We start from the raw sequence: 24,294 nt of genomic DNA on the forward strand, positions 1-24,294 counted from the left end.
ATTTAAGTATTTTATAAATCTGTGTCATATTTAATCAGATTTCCGTGTTCATCAAAATGTAAAATCATATTCTTGGAACTTTTCATCGTATGAATATCACGTACATTTAAATTAAAACTTTGCGCAATCTGAGCTTCGGTTGCGGGTTCTGGTGCATTACGTCTTTGAACATTATAAAAACGTATCCAGTTATAAGATGCCCAGACAAATAAAATCAGAATTAAAATCGCAATACAGATCGCAAGCATATACAAGCTATATCGACCATTGTTGTTTAATGATAAAAACAACTGTTTGTAAATATTTTGCCCTTCAAACCACCAAAGAAAAACAGTAAAAAGTGGCATAATCAGCCACATCCACAAACTCCACCCTAAAATTTGCAGTGAAAATCCAGCCCATTTATTTTTCACATATTCAGGTCGATCAATATATTGTGGAATATCCAGTGGGTTCTGATCTACATGACTATGCGAATGAATTTGATCATTTTTCATATTCTTTTTCTGCTCCAAAACCACGATCTGGACTCACCCAACGTGCTCGCTTCTGAGTTTTAAAAATCGTTTTAGGTAATGCAACGACGGTCGATAGCATGGCCAATATCCAGAAAAAAAGTGGATACCAGATCACCCAAAAATAATTGCGAAAATGTCGACGATCATACTGACGATCAATCAACAAACTTACTAAAAACTGGATTAAACAGGTCAATCCTAAAATTACGCCATACCATTGTGGCCAGAGAGACTGAATCGCCCATTCTCCGGGTAAGCTAAAAAACAAACCATAGAAATACAATACAAAAATACTAAACATCACATATGCCCAAACGACGCTGATTAATGCCTCAAACGCGATCGGCCACATACGGCGTAGTCGCCATTTGAATATTTTTGGCACATAAGCAAAAATAACTTCAATCCCCCCTTGTGCCCAGCGTAGGCGTTGCTTCCATAGTCCCTTAAAAGTTTCAGGCATATAGATATAACAGAGTGCCTGCGGGACATAATGTAAGTCCCAATGATCGAACTGTAAGCGCCAAGAAACATCAATATCTTCAGTGATCATATCGTCGCGCCAATAACCGATGCGATCCAGAGCCACTTTACGAAATCCCACAATGGCACCCGACACCGTGAATAAACGCCCGTAAGTTCGCTGCGCCCGTTTGATCAGTCCAATAATAGAAGAAAACTCACCGACTTGTACTTTAGCTAAAACACTAGAACGATTAATAATTCGTGGATTGCCTGTCACTGCACCGACCCGTGGATAAGTCGTTAAATGATGCATCATCCAGAGTACGGTATAAGGATGTAGCAAAGCATCTCCATCGATACATACCAGATATTCATACTGACTCACCATCGCGCCTGCTCTTAAAGCATGCGCCTTACCCTGATTTTCTGCCAGATGCACAACACGTAATTGCGGATGCTGTTTTTCCAGTTCATTTAATATTTCACCCGTGCGATCAGAACTACCGTCATTAATCGCAATCACTTCGAAAGTTGGATACTGACTTTGTAGGGCGTATCGAATGGTTTGTCGAACTTGCTTTTCCTCATTAAAACAAGGAATAAGAATACTACAGCCTTCCTGACTTGGACTCGGATGATCTGGCTGATTAAATTCACGTTTAAAATAAAACCATAGCCCCCCTGCAATCCACGCCCAAGCCATAAATAACGGATATAAAAAGGCAAAACCAAACACAACATCACTGATACGGAGCTGACTCAATTCAAACATTATTTGTGCTCCGCTTTAGAATCAAGAATATAAGGATCTTTATAATTCAATGCAGAATCATTTAAGCTTAAATCAACATATAAATTTTTCTGAATTGCCTGCCCCTGATTCAATTGATAATCTTCAACACCCAGTTTTTGTATCCCTAAGCTCTTAAGCTGTTGATAGGCTTTTTTATAAACCATCCAATCTTTTTTCTGTTGTGGCGAAATATCAAAGCCCACCATTAAGCGTTGCTTTTCTAGGCTGCTTAATGGTTGACTGGCTTTCACAAAAGCCTTAAATGTATTCGGGGCATGCAATGGATCAAGCTCAACATAAATTAAATCGCTACACATTAGACCTTGTTCAAGCAATGGCTTTAATCCATTAAATTGTGAAATCTCAGGTTTTACTTTAAGCACGGTACGAAAATTGGTGCTGATATTGATCAGACCATTGGCTTTGGCTTTCACTTGCTCTTTGATTTTGAAAATCTGTTGAATATTTTGCTGGCATTGTTGATTCCAAGATTGAGTTTGCAACGCACAATCCAGATGGTTTTGTACATTGAGAATCAGACCGTCCAATGAACTATTGTTCTTGAATAAGTCCTCAGTCAAATTCGCAAGCGGAATCTGTTGTTTTGTTTCTAAATCAAGCGGTAATTCTACAAAAGCCTGTTGCCCAATCCTTGTCCTCGCTTGCCAGATCATTCGGTTAAGTACATCCTGATGATGGGGCAATAACCGCGTCGGAAAAAATGCACCGTCTATTTTTCCATCTTGATTCTGATTGACAACTACTTTAAAGATGATCGCGTTGGTCTTTAAACTTGCCAACTGCTCTAGCATTTGACCCAATTTTTTATCATCTAAAGTACCATCAGCACTCACAAAATCAGTTGGATCGATGGCAATGAGACTTCTTCTATTTTTAGAAGGTCGTCGAATATCTTCAAGAAATCTAAGCATTTGTGCATGTAATTCTTCAGGTACTGGATTTCCCATCGCAATTGCACGCTGATACGTCTGTATCGAGCTTTCATGAACCGAAACATCTCCTAAACTAAAGGAAAGCGGTAAGCCTGCTTGTTTGGCCAACTGTTCGGTTTCTCTAGTCACTGCGCCATACGGCCAGAAGATTGCTTTGGTATTAATGCCTAGTTTTTGATCTAAAATAGTCTTTGATTTTTTTAAATCATTTAATATTCTCTGATGATACACTTCATCCGTTTCATAGCTTTGTTGTGCAGGTAAATATTGGCGGGTGATTGCAGCGGGTTCCATATTTTGTTGTGGATTTGCCAAAATCCCTTTATGTAAGTTGTCTGAATGGGAAACAAACTCGACTAAATGTGAGTTTTCCATCTCACGCATCTGTTGCCAATTCATTAAATTACCTTGACCATAAGCCTCATATGCATCGTGATTATTGCCATTGATCCAGCTTGTCACGATCGCAAAAACAGCGGGAATCTGATACTGTTTAAGTAGAGGATAAACACGGCTATAACTACTCAATGCACCATCATCAAATGTCAACAGTACGGCTTTGTCAGGCAAGGCGACGTTGTGTTCACGTGCCTGCCAGACATCTTCAAGCCGAATTACCGTCCAGTCGGATTGTTTCAGCCATGCCAAAAATTGAGCTAAATTTTTACTACTAATTGCATAACTATCTCGATCGCCATTCACAGCAACATCATCACGCACATCATGAAAGGTCAAGGTGACAAACTGACCTTGCGTATGCAGTTCGGCATCCTCTTTGATCTCTTGTGCATATAGACCCACCGAAGGACTCAGTAATAGCAAAACCATCATTATTTTTAATTTTTTGAACATCAGAATCGTCCTTCAAAACCGAATTGGGCATATGTTTTATGTTCATTTTCTTCATCGTAAGGATGATTTGACCAACCGATGCCATAATTCATTGACCATGTTCTGGATAACTGCCAATCATGTCGATACAAAACATTAAATAAAGCTTTGGTTGAATAATCTGCTTGTGAAAATGCGCCAGTACCCACTTCAAAATGCTGGCTAAAATGACGTTCGTAATTGCGCCAAGTCATCCAGTCATGAGTTAAAATCACTTCTGCACTATTGCTATAACGTGGATTAAAATAATTCACCTGAACATCTGAATTTTTATCGTACTCATTTCTCAACGTCATCCGGGTAATATGATGCGGTGCTTGATAAATTTGCTGACTAAAATAGCCCACGATTTCATGTCGATGATTGCCATCATCAATATCGGTAAATTGATAAGCCAGACCCGCCTTTTTGGATTCATTGGCTTGCCAGAGCAACTGAGCCTTATAAGCTTTACCATCATCGCCTTGTTTAAGCGCCTGTAGCGGAATATCTGCTTGACTGTCAAAACCCAAAACATATTGCCAATGATCATTAAGCCAGTGTGACCAATCGAGTTGAATCCCGACATCATTGGAATGTGAACGCTGGCTTAATTGTAGATTTGCCCAGCGTCGATTATTTGCCCACTCCAACCCCACACCATAGCGTTCATCTGTTAAGTCTTCTCCTTTAAATTCTGCTTTACGCTGTACGAGATCAACATAGGCACGATAATCATCGGCAAACCACGGCGAATTGATCCGTGTTTGATGTTCTCTCTCAGACGAACCCGTTAAATTTTGTAGAACTTCTGGTTGATCAGCACGGCTTCTGGAAAATGTACTTTGATGTTGAATTGAAGCATGATTACGATCTTCGAGTTCCTTTTTACTTTGTTGTACGCCAGTATCGTCTGGCGCAGTCAGAGTTAATAATTGATTTTGTTCACGCCAGTCAGCTACACGGCTGAGCGCCTGACTATTTTGCATTTGATTAACCAAAGTGCTGATGGAAACAGGCTCTATCCCATTAAATTGAGACAAAGTCGCAGATGAGGTCAGTGGTTTTTCACGCCAACGCTGTACCGTTGCTAAATTGTTTTGATAGCCGATATTATTCGGCGCTTTTGCGACTAAATCTTGAAAATAGCGCTCTGCTTTGGCTTGTTCATTTCGATAGGCATAATTTAAACCTTTTAGAGCCAAATACTCAGCACGATCTTCATGGGTAGTTTTATCCACCCCTTTTGCTGCACTATAACGGAATGTAGGTAAAAGATGATCCATCTCCTGTATCAGTTTATTGGCTTCATCAAATTTTTCCTGCTCAATCAGTGCGTAATACAAACCCGAATAGACACTATAATCAGGATAATTTTTTTCTTTTAATAAACTTTTATATAGATACTCTGCCTGCGCAGGCTGCCTGACTTTTAAAAATGAATCGGCAGCCGCCTGACGCACATAAGGTGGCATCTGCTCATAGGGTTGATCCAGCTTGATGAGGGTTTGAATAGCTTCGTGGTAGCGATCACGAAAATTAAGCGCATAAATATAATCGTAATAAAATAAACGCCGCAATGTCGGATCATTAGGTAACTCAGATTCATAAGCTTGCATTTGAGCAAGTACCTGATCCAATATAAGATATGACTCAGTGACCTCGCCCTGATAATTCTTCACCTTATAATATTGAATCGCGTTTTTAATTTTCTGGGAAAACTCTTGTGTTTTGACCGTATAAAGAATATTAGGAATTTTTTGTTCAAGCTGATGTTGCTGGATATATTGTTCAGCACTACGAAAATCACTATTTAGTATTAAGGCGTATATATACTGTTCTTGAATATTACGACTAGGTTGAGGGGCTGCAATTGCTAAATTTGCTGCCTGTAACGCCTCTACAGGCATATTCAACAAACGATACGCATAAGCTAACTGAGCAAGCTGTTCTGCACTCAAAGACTTCGAATCGATCGATTTTAAACTAGCCTGTGCTTGCGCATTTTTTTTCGATTCAGCTTGGATAGTTCCCAATAACAGCTGTATGTCATTAGAAAAATGCCGTTGATTAAATTGTTGTGCATAATATTGTGCAAGATCAAGTTGCTTTAAATCACGTAAAGCTTTGATCAAGACTAACTGACCATACTCAGGATAAGTTTGTAAATTCAAATTTTTAACTAGGCTGATCTGTTCCAACCCAAAAGCATTATTTTGATAAAGGACAATGATGTCATCTGCCAGAATCCTTTGATCATTAGGATAACGTGCTCTTAAGCTTTCTAACTTTGCAATACCCGTCTCAAGTTTGCCTTGTTTAATTTCGGCAATAATCGCTTCGCGTTGTTGATCCTGAGGCGTTATGGCAAAACTGATCGTGGTTATTGAATATAAACTTATGATCCCGATATAACGGAAACTTATTTTTTTCTCATGAGAACAGCTTTTAAACCTACTAAACAAAAATATGTGAAATTCGTCACATAATATGTTTTTTTAGGAGTTATTGTGGTTTTTTACCTCGTTATTTATGTTCTTTTATGTTAACCGCCCCGATAATCTTATTTTAATTTTAGATTAACTTAACAATAAAAAACCTCCTGATGACTCAGGAGGTTTTTGGGTATTTAAAATTTAAGCTAAGCTTAAGCTAAACCTTTCTCTTTCAACACTTGTAACATAGTCGAACCAAGTTCAGCAGGACTACGTGTATACGCCATGCCTGCTTTTTCAAATGCTGCAAATTTCTCTTCAGCAGTACCTTTACCACCAGAAATAATTGCACCAGCATGACCCATACGCTTACCTTTAGGCGCGGTTACACCTGCGATATAGCCAACAACAGGCTTGGTTACATTTGACTGGATATATTCAGCAGCTTCTTCTTCTGCTGTACCACCAATCTCACCAATCATGATGATTGCATCAGTATCTGGATCGTCTTGGAACAATTTAAGTGCATCAATCTGGTTCATCCCTGGAATTGGATCGCCCCCAATACCGATACAAGTTGACTGACCTAAGCCAAGCTTCGTGGTTTGAGCAACAGCTTCATAAGTCAATGTACCAGAACGCGAGATGATGCCGATACGACCTGGCTGATGAATATGACCAGGCATAATCCCGATTTTACATTCGCCCGGTGTAATCACACCTGGACAGTTAGGACCAACCAAACGAGTACCATTACCATTCGTTTCAAGGTAACGTTTCGCTTTTAACATATCTAGAGTTGGAACACCCTCAGTGATCACTACAATCAGACCAACACCAGAATCAACTGCTTCAACAATCGAATCTAAAACGAAAGGTGCTGGCACATAGATAACAGAAGCATCTGCGCCTGTTTCACGTACTGCATCTTTCATGGTGTTGAAAACTGGTAGATCAAGATGAGTTGTGCCACCTTTACCCGGAGTTACACCACCGACCACTTTTGTGCCGTACTCAAGCGCCTGAGCTGAGTGGAAAGTACCGTTTTTACCAGTAAAGCCTTGTACCAATACTTTAGTGTCTTTATTAATTAATACGCTCATGATTGATACTCCCTTAACCTTTTACCGCAGCAACAATTTTTTCTGCCGCATCAGATAAACCGTTAGCAGAAGTTAATTTCAAACCAGATTCATCAAGGATTTTTGCACCGAGTTCAGCATTGTTCCCTTCTAAACGAACAACCACTGGAACTGTTACATTGACCTCTTGAACGGCTGCAATAATTGCTTCAGCAATCATGTCACAACGTACAATACCACCGAAGATGTTAATTAAAACACCTTGCACAGAAGTATCCGCAAGAATCAATTTAAATGCTTCGATTACGCGTTCTTTGGTTGCACCACCACCTACATCTAGGAAGTTTGCAGGTTGACCACCATATAATTTGATGATGTCCATAGTTGCCATCGCAAGACCGGCACCATTGACCATACAACCAATGTTACCTTCAAGCGCAACATAGTTGAGCTCAAACTCAGAAGCTTTGAGTTCACGCTCATTTTCTTGTGACTTATCACGAGATGCCGCGATTTCAGGCAGACGGTATAATGCGTTTGAATCAATGCCAATTTTGGCATCAACCGCCAAAATATCACCATTTTCACGCACAGAAAGTGGATTGATTTCAAATAATGCAAAATCATTTTCAACAAATGCTTGATAAGCACCTGTCATTAATTTTACAAATTGATTAACTTGTTTATCTTTCAGACCTAAGGCAAACGCAACTTCACGCGCTTGAAATGGTTGTAATCCGACAAGAGGATCAACCGTTGTTTTAATGATTTTTTCTGGCGTTTCTTCAGCAACTTTCTCGATTTCTACACCGCCTTCAGTTGAAGACATGAACGTTACACGTCGAGTAGAACGGTCTACAACCGCACCCAAGTATAACTCGCGTTCAACAGGGTAGACATCTTCACAAACCAATACGCTATTTACTGGTTGGCCATTTGCATCTGTCTGATAAGTGACCAGATTTTTGCCAATCAATTCATTTGCGACTTCAGCAGCTTCTTCTTTTGACTTAACGACTTTTACGCCGCCTGCTTTACCACGACCACCAGCATGCACTTGCGCTTTAATCACGGCAAATTTACCGCCAAGCTGTTCAAATGCAGCGACTGCTTCCGCAGCGTTTGTTGCAAGAATCCCTTCCTGGACTGGTACTCCGTATTTTTTCAATAACGCTTTTGCTTGATACTCATGTAAGTTCATTTATTTACCTATTTTACTTCTGCCCTTATTAATAACAACCAATAATTAAACATCCTTCACAGTAATATTGATTGTTATGTTCTTTTTCTTATTCACAGCGATCATGACTGTGAATAATGCGAAAAGAGCGGACTAACCGCTCTTTTAAAAATTACTTACGTTTACGTTGAATCGCGTGAATGGCACGCCCATCGACTGCGAGTGCAGCTTCATGCACCACTTCAGAATATGTTGGATGACCAAAAGTCATTAACTGAAGATCTTCAACAGAAGATACAAACTCAAGTGCAATCATCCCTTGGTGAACAATATCAGAAGCACTTGGGCCAATAACATGCATACCCAGTAAACGATCTGTTTTTGCATCAGCAACAAACTTGACAAAACCAGAAGCTTCGCCAGCTGCTAAAGCACGACCATTGACTGCAAATGGGAACTGACCTGTTTTAACTTCATGGCCTTTTTCTTTAGCGGCTTCTTCAGTTAAACCAACCCAAGCAGCTTCTGGATGCGTGTAGATTACGCTAATAATCGTGTCATAGTTCACTTGTGCTGCATGACCATGAATACGCTCCACAGCCATGACGCCCTCTTCCATTGCTTTATGCGCAAGCATTGGACCGCGAACCAAGTCACCAATCGCATAAACACCTTCAACAGATGTTAAGCATTGATCATTCACTTCAACAAAACCACGATCAGTCAGTTTAATGCCAGAATCTTCTGCCAATAAACCTTCAGCATATGGCTTACGACCCACACAAACGATTAATTTATCAAACGCTTGTTGTTTGTCTTCGCCACCTTGTGAGTATTTAACAGTCACTTCACGACCATTCACTTCAGTACCAGACACTTTGGCACCAATGCGAATGTCCAGACCTTGTTTAGTCAGGATTTTTTGGAATTCTTTAGACAGCGCTTTGTCGGCCATTGGCAAGAAACTATCCAGTGCTTCAAACACGACAACTTCTGAACCTAAACGACGCCACACTGAACCTAGCTCAAGACCAATAACACCTGCACCAATCACACCCAGACGTTTAGGAACTTCTGCAAATTCAAGCGCGCCCGTTGAGTCAACAATCAAGTCTTCATCAACAGGTGCCACTGGAATATTCACAGGCACAGAACCAGATGCAAGAATGACATATTTTGGTTCTAAAATTTGAGCTTCACCTTCAAATGGTGTGAACTCAACTTTTTTACCTGCAAGTAACTTACCAGAACCTTGTAACCACTCGATGCCATTACCTTTGAGTAATTGAGCAACACCACCAGTCAAGTTATCAACAACTTTGTCTTTACGAGTTAGCATTTTCGCGATGTCGATATTCACTTCACCTGTGGTGATCCCGTGATCACCCAAATGATGCAATGTATCTTCATAATGATGAGAAGAATCAAGTAATGCTTTAGACGGAATACAACCCACGTTTAAGCAAGTACCGCCCAAAGAAGGCTTACCTTTATGAATACGTTTTTCAATACAAGCAACTTTAAAACCAAGTTGCGCAGCACGAATTGCTGCTTCATAGCCACCCGGGCCACCACCAATTACAACAAGATCAAACTGTTGAGACATTGTTATCTCCAAGTCCCAGATAGAGGATCGCTCTATCTGAGTTTTATGATTCGCAAGAAATTAAAGGTCAAGAATAAGTTTTGCTGGTTCTTCCAACAATTCTTTGATCGTTACCAAGAAACCAACTGCTTCTTTACCATCGATTAAACGGTGGTCATAAGACAAAGCAAGATACATCATTGGCAGGATTTGAACTTGACCATTGACTGCCATTGGACGTTCTTGGATCTTGTGCATACCCAAAATTGCAGTTTGTGGCGGGTTGATAATTGGCGTAGACAGTAATGAACCGAAAGTACCACCATTGGTAATGGTGAACGTACCACCTGTCATATCTTCAATCGATAGTTTGCCATCACGTGCTTTTGCAGCAAAAGCACCAATGCCATTTTCAACTTCTGCATAGTTCATACGGTCAGTATCACGTAACACTGGCACCACAAGACCACGATCAGAAGAAACGGCAACACCGATATCGTAGTAACCGTGATAAATAATATCATCGCCATCAATTGATGCATTGACTGCTGGATAACGTTTAAGCGCTTCAGTTGCTGCTTTTACGAAGAATGACATAAAGCCAAGACGCGCACCATGACGTTTTTCAAATGCGTCTTTATATTGCTTACGCATGTCCATCACTGGTTTCATGTTGACTTCGTTAAACGTCGTTAACATTGCTGTTTCTTGAGTTGCAGACAATAGACGTTCAGCAACACGCTTACGAAGACGCGTCATTGGAACACGTTTTTCAATACGCTCACCAACCGCAACGCTTAATGGTTGTGCAGCAGGTTTAGTTTGATGATTCGCTACATCTTCTTTGGTGATACGACCGCCACGACCTGTACCTTGTACATCAGCAGGATTTACACCTGATTCAGTCAACGCCTTACGAACTGCTGGAGCTTGATCTGCAACAGGTTGTGAACGTTCAACTACAGGCGCCGCGCCCGCTTCAGTTTTAGCCGCAGCTTGTTCTACTTTCTCTTCGCTTTGAACCGCTTGAGTCGAAGATGCACCTGAAACTGCACCTTCTTCAAACTGTGCAATCACTTCATCAGAAAGAACTGTGTCGCCTTCATTTTTAACAATCGAAGTAATTTGACCATCGGCAGGAGCAACAACTTCTAAGACAACTTTGTCAGTTTCAATATCACAGATCACTTCGTCACGTGATACCGCTTCCCCTACTTTTTTATGCCATGTCGCAATTGTCCCGTCCGCAACTGACTCTGGGAATACCGGTGCTTTGATTTCGGTTGCCATTATTTAGTCTCTCCTGATTGGTCAGCCTGAATTGCAAGTGCATCATTGATGAGCTGAGCCTGTTGTTTTGCATGCAAGTAAGCTGAACCACAAGCCGGTGCAGCAGAAGCTTCACGACCTGCGTAGCTAATACGGATTTGTTTACCAGATTTTAATACATCATCATATAAACGAGGTGCGATGAATAACCATGCGCCTTGGTTCTTCGGCTCTTCTTGACACCAAACCAACTCTTTCACGTTTGGATATGCTGCCAGAATTTCCGCCAAACGTTGTTCTGGGTATGGATACAATTGTTCAATACGTACAATTGCAACATTATTCAATTCTGCTTCACGACGTTTTTCAAGCAAGTCGTAATAAACTTTACCACCACATAACACGATGCGGGTAACGTCAGATTTATTCACTTGATCGACTTCATCAATCACGGTCTGGAATGTACCAGTAGCGAGCTCATCTAAAGTTGAAGTTGCCAATTTATGACGAAGTAATGATTTTGGTGACATGACGATCATTGGCTTACGAATTGGACGAACAGCCTGACGACGTAATGCATGGAAAATTTGTGCTGGTGTTGTAGGGGTTAATACCTGCATATTTTCTTCAGCACATAACTGCAAGAAACGCTCTAAACGTGCAGAAGAATGTTCAGGACCCTGACCTTCATAACCATGTGGAAGTAGCATGGTTAAACCACACACACGCTCCCATTTGGTTTCACCAGATGCGATAAACTGGTCAATCACGACCTGCGCACAGTTAGCAAAGTCACCAAATTGCGCTTCCCAGATGATCAAACCATGTGGAATGGTGGTTGCATAACCATATTCAAATGCAAGAACCGCTTCTTCTGAAAGAAGTGAATCATAAATGGCAAAACGTGGCTGATTTTCTTTGACATGACATAATGGAATATATGTCGAACCATCTGCCTGATTATGTAATTTGGCATGACGATGCGAGAACGTACCACGGCCAACGTCTTCACCTGTAATACGAACCAGATAACCTTCATCTAGCAGCGTTGCATAAGCTAAAGTTTCAGCTGCACCCCAGTTCAGTGGCATCTCACCTGTTTGCATTTTCAAACGGTCATCAATCACTTTAGACACTTGACGTTGCATCACAAAGCCTTCAGGCAATTTACGCATGCCTTCGCCTAATTCTTTCAAGCGATTGATATCGAATGTGGTATCCCAAACATCGGTATAGTCATGACCTAAGTAAGGTTTCCAGTCCACAAACATTTTAGTGTTCGGCTCGAGTACCAATGCATTGGCAACATGATTACCTGCTTCAAGATCTGAACGATAATCTTCAACCATTTTATCTGCTTCAGCACGATCAAGAATTTTTTCCTGAACTAACTGATCTGCATACAAAGTACGTGTTGTTGCTTTCTTATTAATGACTTGATACATCAATGGCTGAGTTGCAGATGGCTCATCTGCTTCGTTGTGACCGCGACGACGATAACAGAACAAATCAATCACGACATCTTTACGGAAGGTATGACGGAAGTCATGTGCCAACTGTGCAATAAATGCAACTGCTTCAGGATCATCACCATTGACATGGAAAATTGGAGATTGAACCATTTTCGCCACATCGGTACAGTATTCAGTAGAACGTGCATCACGTGGATCAGAAGTGGTAAAACCGACTTGGTTATTGATGATGATATGAACTGTACCACCCACTGTATAACCACGGGTTTGTGACATCTGGAAAGTTTCCTGATTCACACCCTGACCTGCAAACGCAGCATCACCATGAACAATGATCGGAAGTACATCATCACCACCGATGTCACGGCGACGAACTTGACGTGCGCGAACTGAACCCTCAACCACAGGTCCAACAATTTCCAAATGAGACGGGTTAAATGCCAAAGCCAAATGCACTTCACCACCCGGTGTCATGACATTTGATGAAAAACCTTGGTGATACTTCACGTCACCTGAGCCTTTTTTATGCAGCGCTTTACCTTCAAACTCACCGAAAAGTTCAGCTGGGTTTTTACCCAAAATATTCACCAGTAGATTGAGACGACCACGGTGTGGCATACCAATCACAACTTCTTTACAACTGACTGAACCTGCACGTTGGATGATTTCGTTCATCATAGGAATGAAAGATTCACCACCTTCCAAACCAAAACGTTTTGCACCCACGTATTTATTGCCGAGATATTTTTCCAGACCTTCCGCAGCAGTTAAGCGTTCTAAAAAGCCTTTTTTCTGGTCTTTGTTAAAATTAAACTGACCACGCGCCCCTTCAAGGCGTTGTTGAATCCAGCGCTTTTCTTTGGTATCCACAATGTGCATATATTCTGCACCAATGGAACCACAGTAAGCAGCTTCCATGGCATTAACCATTTCGCCCAGTGTGGCTTCTGTCTTACCAATCGCCAAGTTACCCGTATTAAACACGGTATCAAGATCAGACTTGGTTAAACCATGGGCAGCTAAGTCAAGGTCTGGCACGTCTTCGCGTTTTGCAAGACCAAGTGGATCTAGTTTAGCTTTTTGGTGACCACGGTTACGATACGCAGCAATCAGTTGTAACACACCAATTTGACGACGTTCATGTTCAGTACTTACTGTACTTTGAACCACTGGTTGAACGCGACTAGAATTACGACCAAGTAAAAGGAACTGCTCACGCACTGAACCATGAGGTTGATCACCTTTAGGGAATTTATCGAAATACTGGCGCCAATCCTCATCGACGGAGGTTGGGGAGGATAGGTACTGCTCGTAAAGCTCTTCAATATACGCTGCACTATCAGCGGAAAGTTCAGTGTCAAGACGCAATGCGTCAGCAACTTCTTGCATTTGTGGACCCATTTCCTATTGCAAAAACATTACGGGTTGCCTTTTAAGCACACCCATGATTGATAACACCAAAATTGTAAAATGGCATTAAACACCCAATTGGCACTTTGTCCAGTCGGTACGTTATTACTACATTAGATTTAACCCAATGTAATCAATGAATCATAACGCCCTTTTTGGCATCATCACTCAAGTTTATACTCGACAAAGCCGAGCAATTTTTGCAAATCATCTTGGAAAAAATAAATCATGATTTAGCTTTTCTAAAATGACTTTTTTACATAAAAATTAAGCACAATACTCAGATCCTGCCTGCAAGAGCACTGCTATTATTATGCTCTTTTTTCATATAAAGATTTGTGTCAAATCGTATCATGTTCTCAACATTCAATTGATTTTTTTGACACATACCATCTATAAATCAGCGAAATACACAGACCAATTTCTCAACTAATATATGGTGCCTTCTATTCAAAAATACAACCCTTTAGACTAAAGTCGATTCATTTTTTATAAAATAAATCGTGGCTGTTAATATTTTAACCAATCCCCATCGATGAACTAAAAACAACCTACTTTACCTCAGCATTTATGGCCTTAATCACCCCTGTTTATATAGGCACGGTACGGACTATTTTCAAGAAAAAATAAGCAGCAGCAAATGTCGATTAAGATTCAAAACCTACAACAGCAATCAAAACTTTCTAAATAAAAAAAAGCGCACATGATGCATGTACGCTTTTTTGCCCCATCAAACGAATTAACCCGCTTGATCAAGCAACATATTACGGATGTGACCAATCGCCTTGGTTGGGTTCAACCCTTTAGGACAAACAGATACACAGTTCATAATCCCTTTACAACGGAACAAACTGAACGGATCGTCAAGACGAGCCAAACGATCTTGAGTTGCTGTGTCACGCGAGTCGATAATGAAACGGTAAGCATTTAGCAATGCAGATGGCCCCAAGAATTTATCTGGGTTCCACCAGAACGATGGACATGATGTTGAACAGCATGCACAAAGAATACATTCATACAAACCATCCAAATGTTCACGCTCTTCAGGAGACTGTAAACGCTCTTTGGGTGGCGCAGGCTGATTATTAATCAAGAACGGCTGAATTTTGTCATATTGATCATAGAATTGGTTCATATCAACCACCAAATCTTTAATCACTGGCAAACCCGGTAATGGACGAATCACGATTTTTTCTGGTAAATCGTTCAAGTTCCACAAACAAGCCAAACCATTTTTACCGTTGATATTGACACCATCAGAACCACAAATCCCTTCACGACAAGAACGACGGAAAGTCAATGTTTCATCCTGCACTTTGAGTGCAAGCAAAGCATCAAGCAACATACGATGCTTATCAGTCAGCTCAAGCTTATAAGTTTGCATGTACGGCGCTTTATCCTTATCAGGATCATAGCGGTAGATTTCGAATGTACGAGTACCTCTACTCATCTTTTATTCTCCTGATTAGAATGTACGTGGTGCAGGTGGAATCGAGTCAACAGTCAGCGGGCTATAACGCACTGGCTTATACTCAAGACGGTTATCTGCCGAATACCAAAGTGTATGCTTCATCCACTCATCATCACGACGACCATATGGGTAGTTTGGATGATCAGGTGGTAACTCATAGTCTACAACTGTATGCGCACCACGACACTCTTTACGTGCAGCAGCCGAAATCAAGGTTGCTTTCGCAACTTCATACAAGTTTTCAACTTCCAAAGCTTCAACACGAGCGGTGTTAAATACTTTAGATTTGTCTTTGAGATGAATATTACGAACACGTGGAGCAATCGCAAGAATTTGTTTTACACCTTCATCCAGTAACTCTTGAGTACGGAATACCGCTGCATGGTTTTGAACAATTTCACGAATCTCATCGGCAACTTCTTGTGCATTTTCACCAGAAGTTGAATCATCTAAATGACGGATACGTTTCAGTGTATTTTCCAGCACATTGGTAGGAAGTGGTGAGTAATCATCACCGTGATGTTTAGTCACATAGTCAATGATATGTTCACCAGCAGCTTTACCAAATACCACAAGGTCAAGCAATGAGTTGGTACCTAAACGGTTTGCACCATGTACCGATACACAAGAACATTCACCAATTGCATAAAAGCCTTTGACAGGTTTTACGAAATCTGGACAGTTAGTCTCAAAAGTATATTCTTTGGTGTCGTTATTATAGTTGGTTTCCAAATGCAGATTTTCTGTTGCAACAGGAACCACAACCTGACCATGAATATTGGTCGGAATACCACCCATTTGATAATGGATCGTAGGTACTACTGGAATTGGTTCTTTGGTGATATCCACGTTTGCGAATTTTTTACCAATCTCAAATACAGATGGTAAACGCTTCATGATGGTTTCCACACCCAAGTGAGTCATATCGAGTAAGATATAATCCGCTTTAGGGCCACAACCACGACCTTCTTTAATCTCTTGGTCCATAGAGCGTGAAACGAAGTCACGTGGAGCCAAGTCTTTTAAAGTTGGCGCATAACGCTCCATGAATGGTTCGCCGTCTTTGTTACGAAGGATTGCACCTTCACCACGACAACCTTCAGTTAACAGTACGCCTGCACCTGCCACACCTGTTGGGTGGAACTGCCAGAATTCCATATCTTGTAATGGAATACCTGCACGTGCCGCCATGCCCAAGCCATCACCAGTGTTGATGTAAGCATTGGTTGATGCACGATAAACACGACCAGCACCACCTGTAGCAAACAGAGTTGCTTTGGCTTGGAATACTGCAACATTACCAGTTTCCTGATCGTAAGCAGTTACACCAAGTACATCACCTTCTTCATTACGAATAAGATCTAAAGCGATCCATTCTACGAAGAATTGAGTGCCCATTTTGACGTTGCTTTGATAAAGCGTATGTAACAGCGCATGACCTGTACGGTCAGCAGCAGCACAAGCACGTGGAACTGGCTTGTCACCATAGTTTGCAGAGTGACCACCAAACGGACGTTGGTAAATTGTACCATCGGCATTACGGTCAAAAGGCATACCCAAGTGTTCAAGTTCATAAACCACTTTTGGTGCTTCACGCGTCATAAATTCAATCGCGTCTTGGTCACCTAACCAGTCAGAACCTTTTACGGTGTCATAAAAGTGAAAATGCCAGTTATCTTCTTGCATATTACCTAACGATGCGCCAATACCGCCCTGAGCAGCAACGGTATGCGAACGTGTCGGGAATACTTTGGTCAATACGGCAACTTTTAAACCAGCTTGAGCAAGCTGATAAGCTGCACGCATACCTGAACCGCCACCACCTACGATGACAGCATCGAACGTGAGGTTTTGGATATTTGAATAATCTTCTTTAGGGGTAATCGCGCCCATGATGTCTTCCTATCAATTCGCCCAGAAAATCTGGATTCCCCAGATCACAAATACAAACACTGCAATAATCACAGCTGATGTAAGTACCAGACGTAAACCTGAAGCTGAAGGACCCATTTGACGAGTAGTTACATAGTCTGTAAATACTTGCCACATCCCAATCCACGCATGTGCAGCCAATGATAAAATTGCAAGTAAAGATAAAATCTTCATTGGCAGGGTCATCATAAAGCCAGACCACTGTTCATAGTTAAAACCACCATGAAGCAAAATCCAGCCCAAAATCACCACGGTATAAACCGCTAACACGACTGCACTCACACGCTGGATAAACCAATCGCGAGAACCTGAACCTGTTAAACCTGTAGCACTTTTCATTAGAACATAATCCATACGAATGCTGCGAGAATACCAATCACAGACAAGATCAATGAAATTGTAGCTGCAGTACGACCGCTTTGTAGTTCTTCAGCAAAACCAAGGTCAGCAAGTAAATGTTTGATCCCATTAATAAAGTGGAAAATCAAACCCGCTACAAATACCCATACGATGAAACGTACGAAAAAGTTTCCGAAAACGACATTTTTAACGTATTCAAATCCTTCTGGTGAAGATAAAGATTTATCTAGGATCCATAAAAGAACGGGAATTAATAAGAATACGATCACACCAGAGAGACGGTGTAAGATTGATGCAATAGCCACGGGTGAGCGTAAGTTTACCGCTAACACCTGACCCATGGACAAATTGACAGGTCTGTTGCTTTTCACAGCGGGCATCCTGTAGGTAAAAACTCCAGCCGGAGTTTGTTGGAATTAATTCGAAGGAAAGCTGGCATTGTCAGGCAAGCAAATGCCTAAACTTAATAAACGACACCGAATTATAAATCGTCAAATATCAAAATACAAACGATCACATTTGGCTTTTTTCTAAAAAAATCATTAAATAAGAATCATTCACAGATGTGACGTGAGATTTAGCAACATCAACTTATCACCTCTTTCAGCTATGTCCTTATTTTTTATAAATTAACCATAATATTTTAAATTCGGACCTACTTTTCAGTGGTCTATAAGCGAGTTAGACTAAAGATGAAAATTATTTTTTAATCGAAATCTCACTATATGATTTTTTTATTCATTTTAAAACATGCAACACACTTTTTGCTTAACCTCGCCATATTTCATTTAAAAATACAAAACTTCTTTTTCATACTTTTGACACCACAATCGTATGAGAAAGAGCGACTTATTCTGTGTATAACTCTGAAAATAAACTGTCACTAAATACAATCGAATCAGTAAAACATCTCAGAAAAACTGCTTGTCGTCTCGTATTAGGACGCATTTCTTGGCAAAAGTGGCCACTCAACAAGCTATTTTTTAATCAATTAAACTTCTATTTTTTAATATCCACTTTTTTTTAGTGGTGGAATTTACACTGATAAAAGTCCACTCAATGCAAAGCTAAGTTATCGGATTTCATTCATTTTAAGTAAAAATTGGCATTTTGTTTCAGATTAAAAAACTGCCTAGCACATAATAAATTTGCTTACAATTTACTCCTGAGGACTGATTTTTTTCTGCACCTCGTCATAAATTTGACTTATTATAGCCCGTCGAGACTGTGATTTTATTCAGTTTTTTCTGAGTAATGCACATGGAATATCTCCCTATGGATCAAGTGTTTTTCATCCATAAGTATGATTGACAAAATCACAGTAGCCTCTAATCTTATAGCAATTTTTGACCCCGTCTGATTCGCGAATGAAAAGATTAGTACTTCGAGTCAGATTAACATTCACCAGGACAGGAGATCTATTGAATGTCTGAAGCAACTGGCAAAAAAGCCGTATTACAGCTTGATGGCAAAGAAATTGAATTACCAATTTACAGCGGCACATTGGGCCCAGATGTAATCGACGTTAAAGATGTATTGGCCTCAGGTCACTTTACTTTTGATCCTGGTTTTATGGCTACTGCCTCTTGTGAATCAAAGATCACATTCATTGATGGTAACAAAGGTATTTTGTTACACCGTGGTTACCCAATTGATCAACTTGCAACGCAAACAGATTATTTGGAAACTTGCTACCTTCTTCTCAATGGTGAGCTGCCAAACCAAGAGCAAAAAGAAGATTTTGACAAAAAAGTTCGTGCCCATACGATGGTTCACGATCAAGTTAGTCGCTTCTATAATGGTTTCCGCCGTGATGCACACCCAATGGCAATCATGGTTGGGGTTGTAGGTGCTTTATCTGCGTTCTATCACAACCAGCTTGATATCGAAGATGTTAATCATCGCGAAATTACAGCGGTTCGCTTAATTGCTAAAATTCCTACTCTTGCAGCATGGAGCTACAAGTACACTGTAGGTCAACCATTTATGTATCCACGTAACGATTTAAGTTACGCTGAAAACTTCCTATACATGATGTTTGCTACTCCTGCTGATAAAGATTACAAAGTTAATCCAGTGCTTGCTAAAGCTATGGATCGTATCTTTACTTTGCATGCTGACCATGAACAAAATGCGTCTACATCTACTGTACGTTTAGCGGGTTCAACTGGCGCAAATCCATATGCATGTATCTCTGCCGGTATCTCTGCACTGTGGGGTCCTGCGCATGGTGGCGCGAACGAAGCAGTACTGAAAATGCTTGATGAAATTGGTAGCGTAGAAAACGTTGCTGAGTTCATGGAAAAAGTAAAACGTAAAGAAGTGAAACTCATGGGCTTCGGTCATCGTGTTTATAAAAACTTCGATCCACGTGCTAAAGTCATGAAACAAACTTGTGACGAAGTGCTTGCTGCATTGGGTATTAACGATCCACAGCTTGCACTTGCCATGGAACTTGAACGTATTGCGCTTTCTGATCCGTACTTCATCGAGCGTAACTTGTATCCAAACGTAGACTTCTATTCAGGTATCATTCTTAAAGCGATTGGTATCCCAACAACCATGTTTACGGTTATTTTTGCTCTTGCTCGTACTGTAGGCTGGATCAGCCACTGGTTAGAAATGCACAGCGCAGCTTACAAAATCGGTCGCCCTCGTCAGCTTTATACTGGCGAAACTCAGCGCGACATCAAACGTTAATTTTCAAGCGAAAATTCAACGTCAAAAAAAGACCGCTTTTGCGGTCTTTTTTATTGTTCAAAACTTAGTTATTAAATTTTAACAGATTAGAAACAATCAGGTATTACGATACATACTGCAAGAAGGCTGGGTGTTTTGCTGCAAACGGTGAATCTTTCTTTGCTCTGCTGCTTCAAAACGACAGCGCTTCAAATCATTATCCAGTTTTAAGCAAGGGACTTGTTGAGGTTTACCGTTTTCGTCAACAGCTACCATAGTAAAGTAGCAACTGTTGGTATGACGAATCGTTCTTTTTCGAATGTCTTGTGCTTCAACACGAATCCCAATTTCCATTGAGGTTCGACCCACATGATTCACACACGCCATAAAAGTGACCAACTCGCCCACATAAATTGGCTCTTTGAACGTAACTTTATCTACTGATAGAGTCACCACGTAGCTGCCTGAATAACGACTTGCACAAGCATAAGCGACTTGATCAAGCAGTTTTAAAATTGTTCCACCATGAACATTTCCTGAAAAATTTGCCATATCAGGAGTCATTAGCACTGACATTGCCAACTCGGCTTGCTCATCCGAAGCCTGAGTAATTTGATCTAATGGAGACATTTAACGGACTCTATGAAACAATAACATAAGCGTCTTATTATGATCCCTTTTTACTAAGAAAAAAATGTCTAGAGCGGCAAATCAACGGATTATTTAATATAACTGAAAATGAGTATTATTTATAACCGACTTCTTTTCATACCTTTCTTTTATTTCTCCTTACAGTCCAAAAATAAAGAGGGTTTAAATCATTATGAAACAAGTCTAATCATTAAAGTGACTTTAAAATCTTATAATCGATTGATCCATGATGAAAACTTTTCAATTCTAAACAAAGCCTAAATAGTGCTATCAATACCAACACTGTTTTAAAATAAAACTCAGGTCAATATGAAGATATAACGACCTGAGTTTAATATTTTACCCCGTAACAGGAATATCTCGGATCACTCCAACAATGCCTGTAATAATCATATCAATTGCAATGGTTCCAATGAGTAAGGCAGACAACCGCCCAACAATATCTACATAACGATCGATATATTTAGCATGTTTATAGCGTAAATGATCGTGCGCAAATTTCATCAGAATTAATAGACTACAGGTAATGGCAAGAGTGAATGCGATAATCAGTGCTGCTCCACCAATCGGTAAACCGATGCCAGTCACAACAGCCGCACTAATAGTCCCAGGCCCGATCATAAACGGCATGGCAATGGTGCCTGCCAAATGTTCAGGCGCGCCGCGCATCTCGCCAATGGTATCCGCACCCTGAAACACATAGCGATAGCCAATCACCAAAAAGATGAGTCCACCAAAAATCTGGAAAGCCTCAAAACGTACATTGAGATATTTACTAAAGATGGTTTCGCCTCCCCATGCAAATAGCATAAATACCACGAAAGCGATCACGCATCCTTGAATCAGTGCCCTGTTAAACACTTTGGCTTCCGAATTTCGGATCATGCCCACCATATAAATGCTCATCAAAAAGGGATTGAGCAAAGAAAAAAACAAGGCAAAGGAATGAATATACGGCGTTAACATTCAAGGGCTCTCCTAAGCTTTAGGATCTGGAAAAAGCGGACGATTACCGGGACTAATCCGATTAATATGTAAGAAAGTCATGTGTCGCTCATAACGATCCAGAATGTCATTAATGACCTGTTCTTTGGTATAACCTACAAGGTCATTGCCCTGTGAACCTTCATATAAATAAGTTTCCAGACGATAATAAAACTGTTTTCCACGCTTGCCGCGCTCACTAAAGTTTGGCGCGATATAGCGTACAGGCCAGATCTGATAGATAAAGTTCTGCTCTTCTTCCAGATGAATGGTGATATCCAGATGATACAACTCTACATCTTCTTCAAGTGGAACTTCGGTAACATCGACTTGAACAGCTCGTTTCTGCAACTCTTCAGTCACCGCCAAAACCGCTGGACGACAGATTTCATTCAGCATTTTTTTGGTTTCAAATGTCCCTGGATGATGCATAACTCGGGACAAACGTTTTTTCCAATTTAAAATATCTACGTTTCCGACGACAGGGGCAGCATTTAAACTGGCACTGGCTTGCCGATAATCTTCAAGTCTTAAAGATTTATAAAGACCCGCCATCACTAAAAACATCACAAAACTAAAAGGCAGTCCCATAATAATGGTGGCATTTTGTAGTGCGGTAATGCCGTTGGTCATGAGCATCGCTAAAGTCAATAAACCAATCGCAACAGCCCAGAACACACTGAGCCAGCGCGGCGCATCATGATCAATATTGGTAAATTGCGTGGTAAAGTTACCCAATACTAGCGCACCCGAATCCGCGGATGTCACATAAAATAGTAAGCCTGTAATGGTTGCAACACCTGCAATAAACGGAAACCACGGATATTGAGCCAATAAATCATAAAAACCATGTGCTGGATTAGATAGTACCGTTTCAGCCAGTGCAATATTGCCGTCGAAAATGACGTTGTGTAATGCACTATTCCCAAAAATAGATAACCAAGTGAGAGTAAATAACAATGGAATAATTAAGGTTCCTGACACAAACTCACGGATGGTACGACCACGTGAAATACGTGCTAGGAATAGCCCCACAAATGGCGACCACGCCACCCACCATGCCCAGAAAAACAGCGTCCAGCTATTCATCCATTCTTTGGGTTGATTAAATGCAAAGCTTTCCAACGCCAGACTTGGGAAACGGCTGAGATAATCCCCTACATTTTGAACAAGCGCATTGAGTAAAAATTCTGTATTGCCCAAAAATAAAATAAACAGCATCAGCCCAACCGAGACATAAATATTGATCTCAGATAAAATTCTTAAGCCTTTATTAACACCAGACGTGACCGAAATAATCGTGATAATAACCGCCACTAAAATGAGCGCAGTTTGAATCCATAAATTTTCAGGTAAATCGAATAATACGTGTAAGCCATAATTCAGCTGAACCACACCAATACCACAAGTCGTTGCGATACCAAATATCGTTCCAATCACCGCAGCCGTATCCACACTATGACCAATCGGCCCATTAATTTTTTTACCAAAAATTGGATATAAGGCAGAGCGAATGGTGAGTGGCAAGTTATAGCGGTAACTGAAATAGCCCAGTGCCATCCCAATGAGGGCATACATACACCAGCCTGTTAAGCCATAATGAAAGAGTGTCCAGACCATACCTTGACGTGCAGCTTCATAGGTTTGCCCCTCTCCCACTGGCGGATGCATATAGTGCGATAATGGTTCAGCCACTGAGAAAAACATCAAATCGATACCAATGCCCGCAGAAAACAGCATGGCAGACCAACTGAGTAGACTAAACTCAGGCTTGGAATGTTTTGGGCCCAATTTAATATTGCCATAACGTGAGCAGGCGATAAAAATCACAAACACCATATATAAGGTGGCAGCCAGCAGATAGTACCAGCTAAAGGTTGAACTGACCCAACCTAAAACCGCGTTTAATGCATGATTGGCAAAGTCATTAAATAAAATCGTGGTCAGTGAAAATATTAAAATAATAAGGGCAGAAACATAAAAGACCACACGATTTAAACGATCTTTTGGATGAGTCTCTTGATCATCGACTGCTCTTGGATTATCTGTTGCCATACAATCCTCAAGTAAATTTTAGAAAATTAAAAAAAGTTAAATACTCAATATCAGTGAATAGACTTAATCCATTCAAGCTTAGACCACAGCAGGATGTAGGCTTGTAATAGATTCTTCAATTACGATATCG

The 24,294-nt window shown here is 40.6% G+C and carries 17 protein-coding genes; 1 reads left to right on the forward strand and 16 read right to left on the reverse strand.

Annotated elements, in window-relative coordinates; translation table 11 throughout:
• Positions 1 to 11: 11 nt before the first annotated feature.
• The 13 genes from pgaD to sdhC all read right to left on the reverse strand — a co-directional run bounded on the left by pgaD (position 12) and on the right by sdhC (position 18,175).
• The gene (gene pgaD / locus EGS47_RS03495) at positions 12 to 497 is read right to left on the reverse strand and encodes a poly-beta-1,6-N-acetyl-D-glucosamine biosynthesis protein PgaD (RefSeq protein WP_005003024.1); all 486 of its coding nucleotides are present in this window, start codon (positions 495 to 497) and stop codon (positions 12 to 14) included.
• Positions 487 to 1,755 (reverse strand): poly-beta-1,6-N-acetyl-D-glucosamine synthase, encoded by a 1,269-nt coding sequence (pgaC, locus tag EGS47_RS03500; protein WP_005003023.1) that lies wholly within the window; start codon positions 1,753 to 1,755, stop codon positions 487 to 489. Before pgaC ends, pgaD begins: the two co-directional genes overlap by 11 nt.
• Complete coding sequence (pgaB, locus tag EGS47_RS03505) at positions 1,755 to 3,581, reverse strand: poly-beta-1,6-N-acetyl-D-glucosamine N-deacetylase PgaB (protein WP_005003021.1); 1,827 nt, start codon at positions 3,579 to 3,581, stop codon at positions 1,755 to 1,757. The genes pgaC and pgaB overlap by 1 nt, the downstream gene beginning before the upstream one ends.
• Positions 3,581 to 6,064, reverse strand: coding sequence for a poly-beta-1,6 N-acetyl-D-glucosamine export porin PgaA (pgaA, locus tag EGS47_RS03510; protein ID WP_125269186.1), 2,484 nt, complete (start codon positions 6,062 to 6,064; stop codon positions 3,581 to 3,583). The genes pgaB and pgaA overlap by 1 nt, the downstream gene beginning before the upstream one ends.
• Positions 6,065 to 6,246: 182 nt before the next feature.
• Complete coding sequence (gene sucD / locus EGS47_RS03515; protein WP_004990694.1) at positions 6,247 to 7,137, reverse strand: succinate--CoA ligase subunit alpha; 891 nt, start codon at positions 7,135 to 7,137, stop codon at positions 6,247 to 6,249.
• A 13-nt stretch (positions 7,138 to 7,150) separates the two neighbouring features.
• A complete protein-coding gene (gene sucC, locus EGS47_RS03520; protein ID WP_005003015.1) occupies positions 7,151 to 8,317 on the reverse strand; it encodes an ADP-forming succinate--CoA ligase subunit beta in 1,167 nt (388 codons plus the stop codon).
• Positions 8,318 to 8,468: 151 nt separating this feature from the next.
• Complete coding sequence (gene lpdA / locus EGS47_RS03525) at positions 8,469 to 9,902, reverse strand: dihydrolipoyl dehydrogenase (protein WP_005003013.1); 1,434 nt, start codon at positions 9,900 to 9,902, stop codon at positions 8,469 to 8,471.
• A gap of 60 nt (positions 9,903 to 9,962) precedes the next feature.
• Complete coding sequence (gene odhB, locus EGS47_RS03530; RefSeq protein ID WP_004996252.1) at positions 9,963 to 11,171, reverse strand: 2-oxoglutarate dehydrogenase complex dihydrolipoyllysine-residue succinyltransferase; 1,209 nt, start codon at positions 11,169 to 11,171, stop codon at positions 9,963 to 9,965.
• Positions 11,171 to 14,011 carry a 2-oxoglutarate dehydrogenase E1 component gene (locus EGS47_RS03535; RefSeq protein WP_005003011.1) on the reverse strand — a complete coding sequence of 947 codons (2,841 nt, stop codon included), beginning with the start codon at positions 14,009 to 14,011 and terminating at the stop codon, positions 11,171 to 11,173. The genes odhB and EGS47_RS03535 overlap by 1 nt, the downstream gene beginning before the upstream one ends.
• Positions 14,012 to 14,771: 760 nt before the next feature.
• Positions 14,772 to 15,482: a succinate dehydrogenase iron-sulfur subunit gene (locus tag EGS47_RS03540; protein ID WP_004990705.1), complete on the reverse strand. Its 711-nt coding sequence runs from the start codon at positions 15,480 to 15,482 to the stop codon at positions 14,772 to 14,774.
• A 15-nt stretch (positions 15,483 to 15,497) separates the two neighbouring features.
• The gene (locus EGS47_RS03545) at positions 15,498 to 17,396 is read right to left on the reverse strand and encodes an FAD-dependent oxidoreductase (protein WP_005003009.1); all 1,899 of its coding nucleotides are present in this window, start codon (positions 17,394 to 17,396) and stop codon (positions 15,498 to 15,500) included.
• A 12-nt stretch (positions 17,397 to 17,408) separates the two neighbouring features.
• Positions 17,409 to 17,774: a succinate dehydrogenase, hydrophobic membrane anchor protein gene (gene sdhD / locus EGS47_RS03550; protein ID WP_005003006.1), complete on the reverse strand. Its 366-nt coding sequence runs from the start codon at positions 17,772 to 17,774 to the stop codon at positions 17,409 to 17,411.
• Positions 17,774 to 18,175, reverse strand: coding sequence for a succinate dehydrogenase, cytochrome b556 subunit (gene sdhC / locus EGS47_RS03555; RefSeq protein WP_010588832.1), 402 nt, complete (start codon positions 18,173 to 18,175; stop codon positions 17,774 to 17,776). The genes sdhD and sdhC overlap by 1 nt, the downstream gene beginning before the upstream one ends.
• A 1,045-nt stretch (positions 18,176 to 19,220) precedes the next feature.
• Here sdhC and gltA point away from each other — a divergent pair.
• The gene (gltA, locus tag EGS47_RS03560) at positions 19,221 to 20,495 is read left to right on the forward strand and encodes a citrate synthase (RefSeq protein WP_004990720.1); all 1,275 of its coding nucleotides are present in this window, start codon (positions 19,221 to 19,223) and stop codon (positions 20,493 to 20,495) included.
• 96 nt (positions 20,496 to 20,591) lie between these two features.
• Here gltA and EGS47_RS03565 read toward each other — a convergent pair whose 3' ends face one another.
• The 3 genes from EGS47_RS03565 to EGS47_RS03575 form a co-directional block, all read right to left on the reverse strand.
• Entirely contained in the window at positions 20,592 to 21,104 is a 513-nt protein-coding gene (locus tag EGS47_RS03565; protein WP_004990728.1) for an acyl-CoA thioesterase, read from the reverse strand.
• Between the two features lie 360 nt (positions 21,105 to 21,464).
• Positions 21,465 to 22,091, reverse strand: coding sequence for a MarC family protein (locus EGS47_RS03570; RefSeq protein ID WP_004996247.1), 627 nt, complete (start codon positions 22,089 to 22,091; stop codon positions 21,465 to 21,467).
• 12 nt (positions 22,092 to 22,103) lie between these two features.
• On the reverse strand, positions 22,104 to 24,164 hold the full coding sequence (locus EGS47_RS03575) for a choline transporter (protein WP_005003005.1): 2,061 nt from the start codon (positions 24,162 to 24,164) through the stop codon (positions 22,104 to 22,106).
• Positions 24,165 to 24,294 lie beyond the last annotated feature (130 nt).

Origin of the sequence: Acinetobacter sp. FDAARGOS_515, assembly GCF_003938865.1 — a bacterium.
Taxonomy (GTDB): domain Bacteria; phylum Pseudomonadota; class Gammaproteobacteria; order Pseudomonadales; family Moraxellaceae; genus Acinetobacter; species Acinetobacter ursingii.

What these genes read in the sequence shown, in the direction of transcription:
- pgaD (WP_005003024.1), bottom strand. Translation starts at nt 497, where the DNA reads ATGAAAAATGATCAAATTCATTCGCATAGTCATGTAGATCAGAACCCA.
- pgaC (WP_005003023.1), bottom strand. Translation starts at nt 1,755, where the DNA reads ATGTTTGAATTGAGTCAGCTCCGTATCAGTGATGTTGTGTTTGGTTTT.
- pgaB (WP_005003021.1), bottom strand. Translation starts at nt 3,581, where the DNA reads ATGTTCAAAAAATTAAAAATAATGATGGTTTTGCTATTACTGAGTCCT.
- sucD (WP_004990694.1), bottom strand. Translation starts at nt 7,137, where the DNA reads ATGAGCGTATTAATTAATAAAGACACTAAAGTATTGGTACAAGGCTTT.
- sucC (WP_005003015.1), bottom strand. Translation starts at nt 8,317, where the DNA reads ATGAACTTACATGAGTATCAAGCAAAAGCGTTATTGAAAAAATACGGA.
- lpdA (WP_005003013.1), bottom strand. Translation starts at nt 9,902, where the DNA reads ATGTCTCAACAGTTTGATCTTGTTGTAATTGGTGGTGGCCCGGGTGGC.
- odhB (WP_004996252.1), bottom strand. Translation starts at nt 11,171, where the DNA reads ATGGCAACCGAAATCAAAGCACCGGTATTCCCAGAGTCAGTTGCGGAC.
- EGS47_RS03535 (WP_005003011.1), bottom strand. Translation starts at nt 14,011, where the DNA reads ATGCAAGAAGTTGCTGACGCATTGCGTCTTGACACTGAACTTTCCGCT.
- EGS47_RS03540 (WP_004990705.1), bottom strand. Translation starts at nt 15,482, where the DNA reads ATGAGTAGAGGTACTCGTACATTCGAAATCTACCGCTATGATCCTGAT.
- EGS47_RS03545 (WP_005003009.1), bottom strand. Translation starts at nt 17,396, where the DNA reads ATGGGCGCGATTACCCCTAAAGAAGATTATTCAAATATCCAAAACCTC.
- sdhD (WP_005003006.1), bottom strand. Translation starts at nt 17,774, where the DNA reads ATGAAAAGTGCTACAGGTTTAACAGGTTCAGGTTCTCGCGATTGGTTT.
- sdhC (WP_010588832.1), bottom strand. Translation starts at nt 18,175, where the DNA reads ATGCCCGCTGTGAAAAGCAACAGACCTGTCAATTTGTCCATGGGTCAG.
- gltA (WP_004990720.1), top strand. Translation starts at nt 19,221, where the DNA reads ATGTCTGAAGCAACTGGCAAAAAAGCCGTATTACAGCTTGATGGCAAA.
- EGS47_RS03565 (WP_004990728.1), bottom strand. Translation starts at nt 21,104, where the DNA reads ATGTCTCCATTAGATCAAATTACTCAGGCTTCGGATGAGCAAGCCGAG.
- EGS47_RS03570 (WP_004996247.1), bottom strand. Translation starts at nt 22,091, where the DNA reads ATGTTAACGCCGTATATTCATTCCTTTGCCTTGTTTTTTTCTTTGCTC.
- EGS47_RS03575 (WP_005003005.1), bottom strand. Translation starts at nt 24,164, where the DNA reads ATGGCAACAGATAATCCAAGAGCAGTCGATGATCAAGAGACTCATCCA.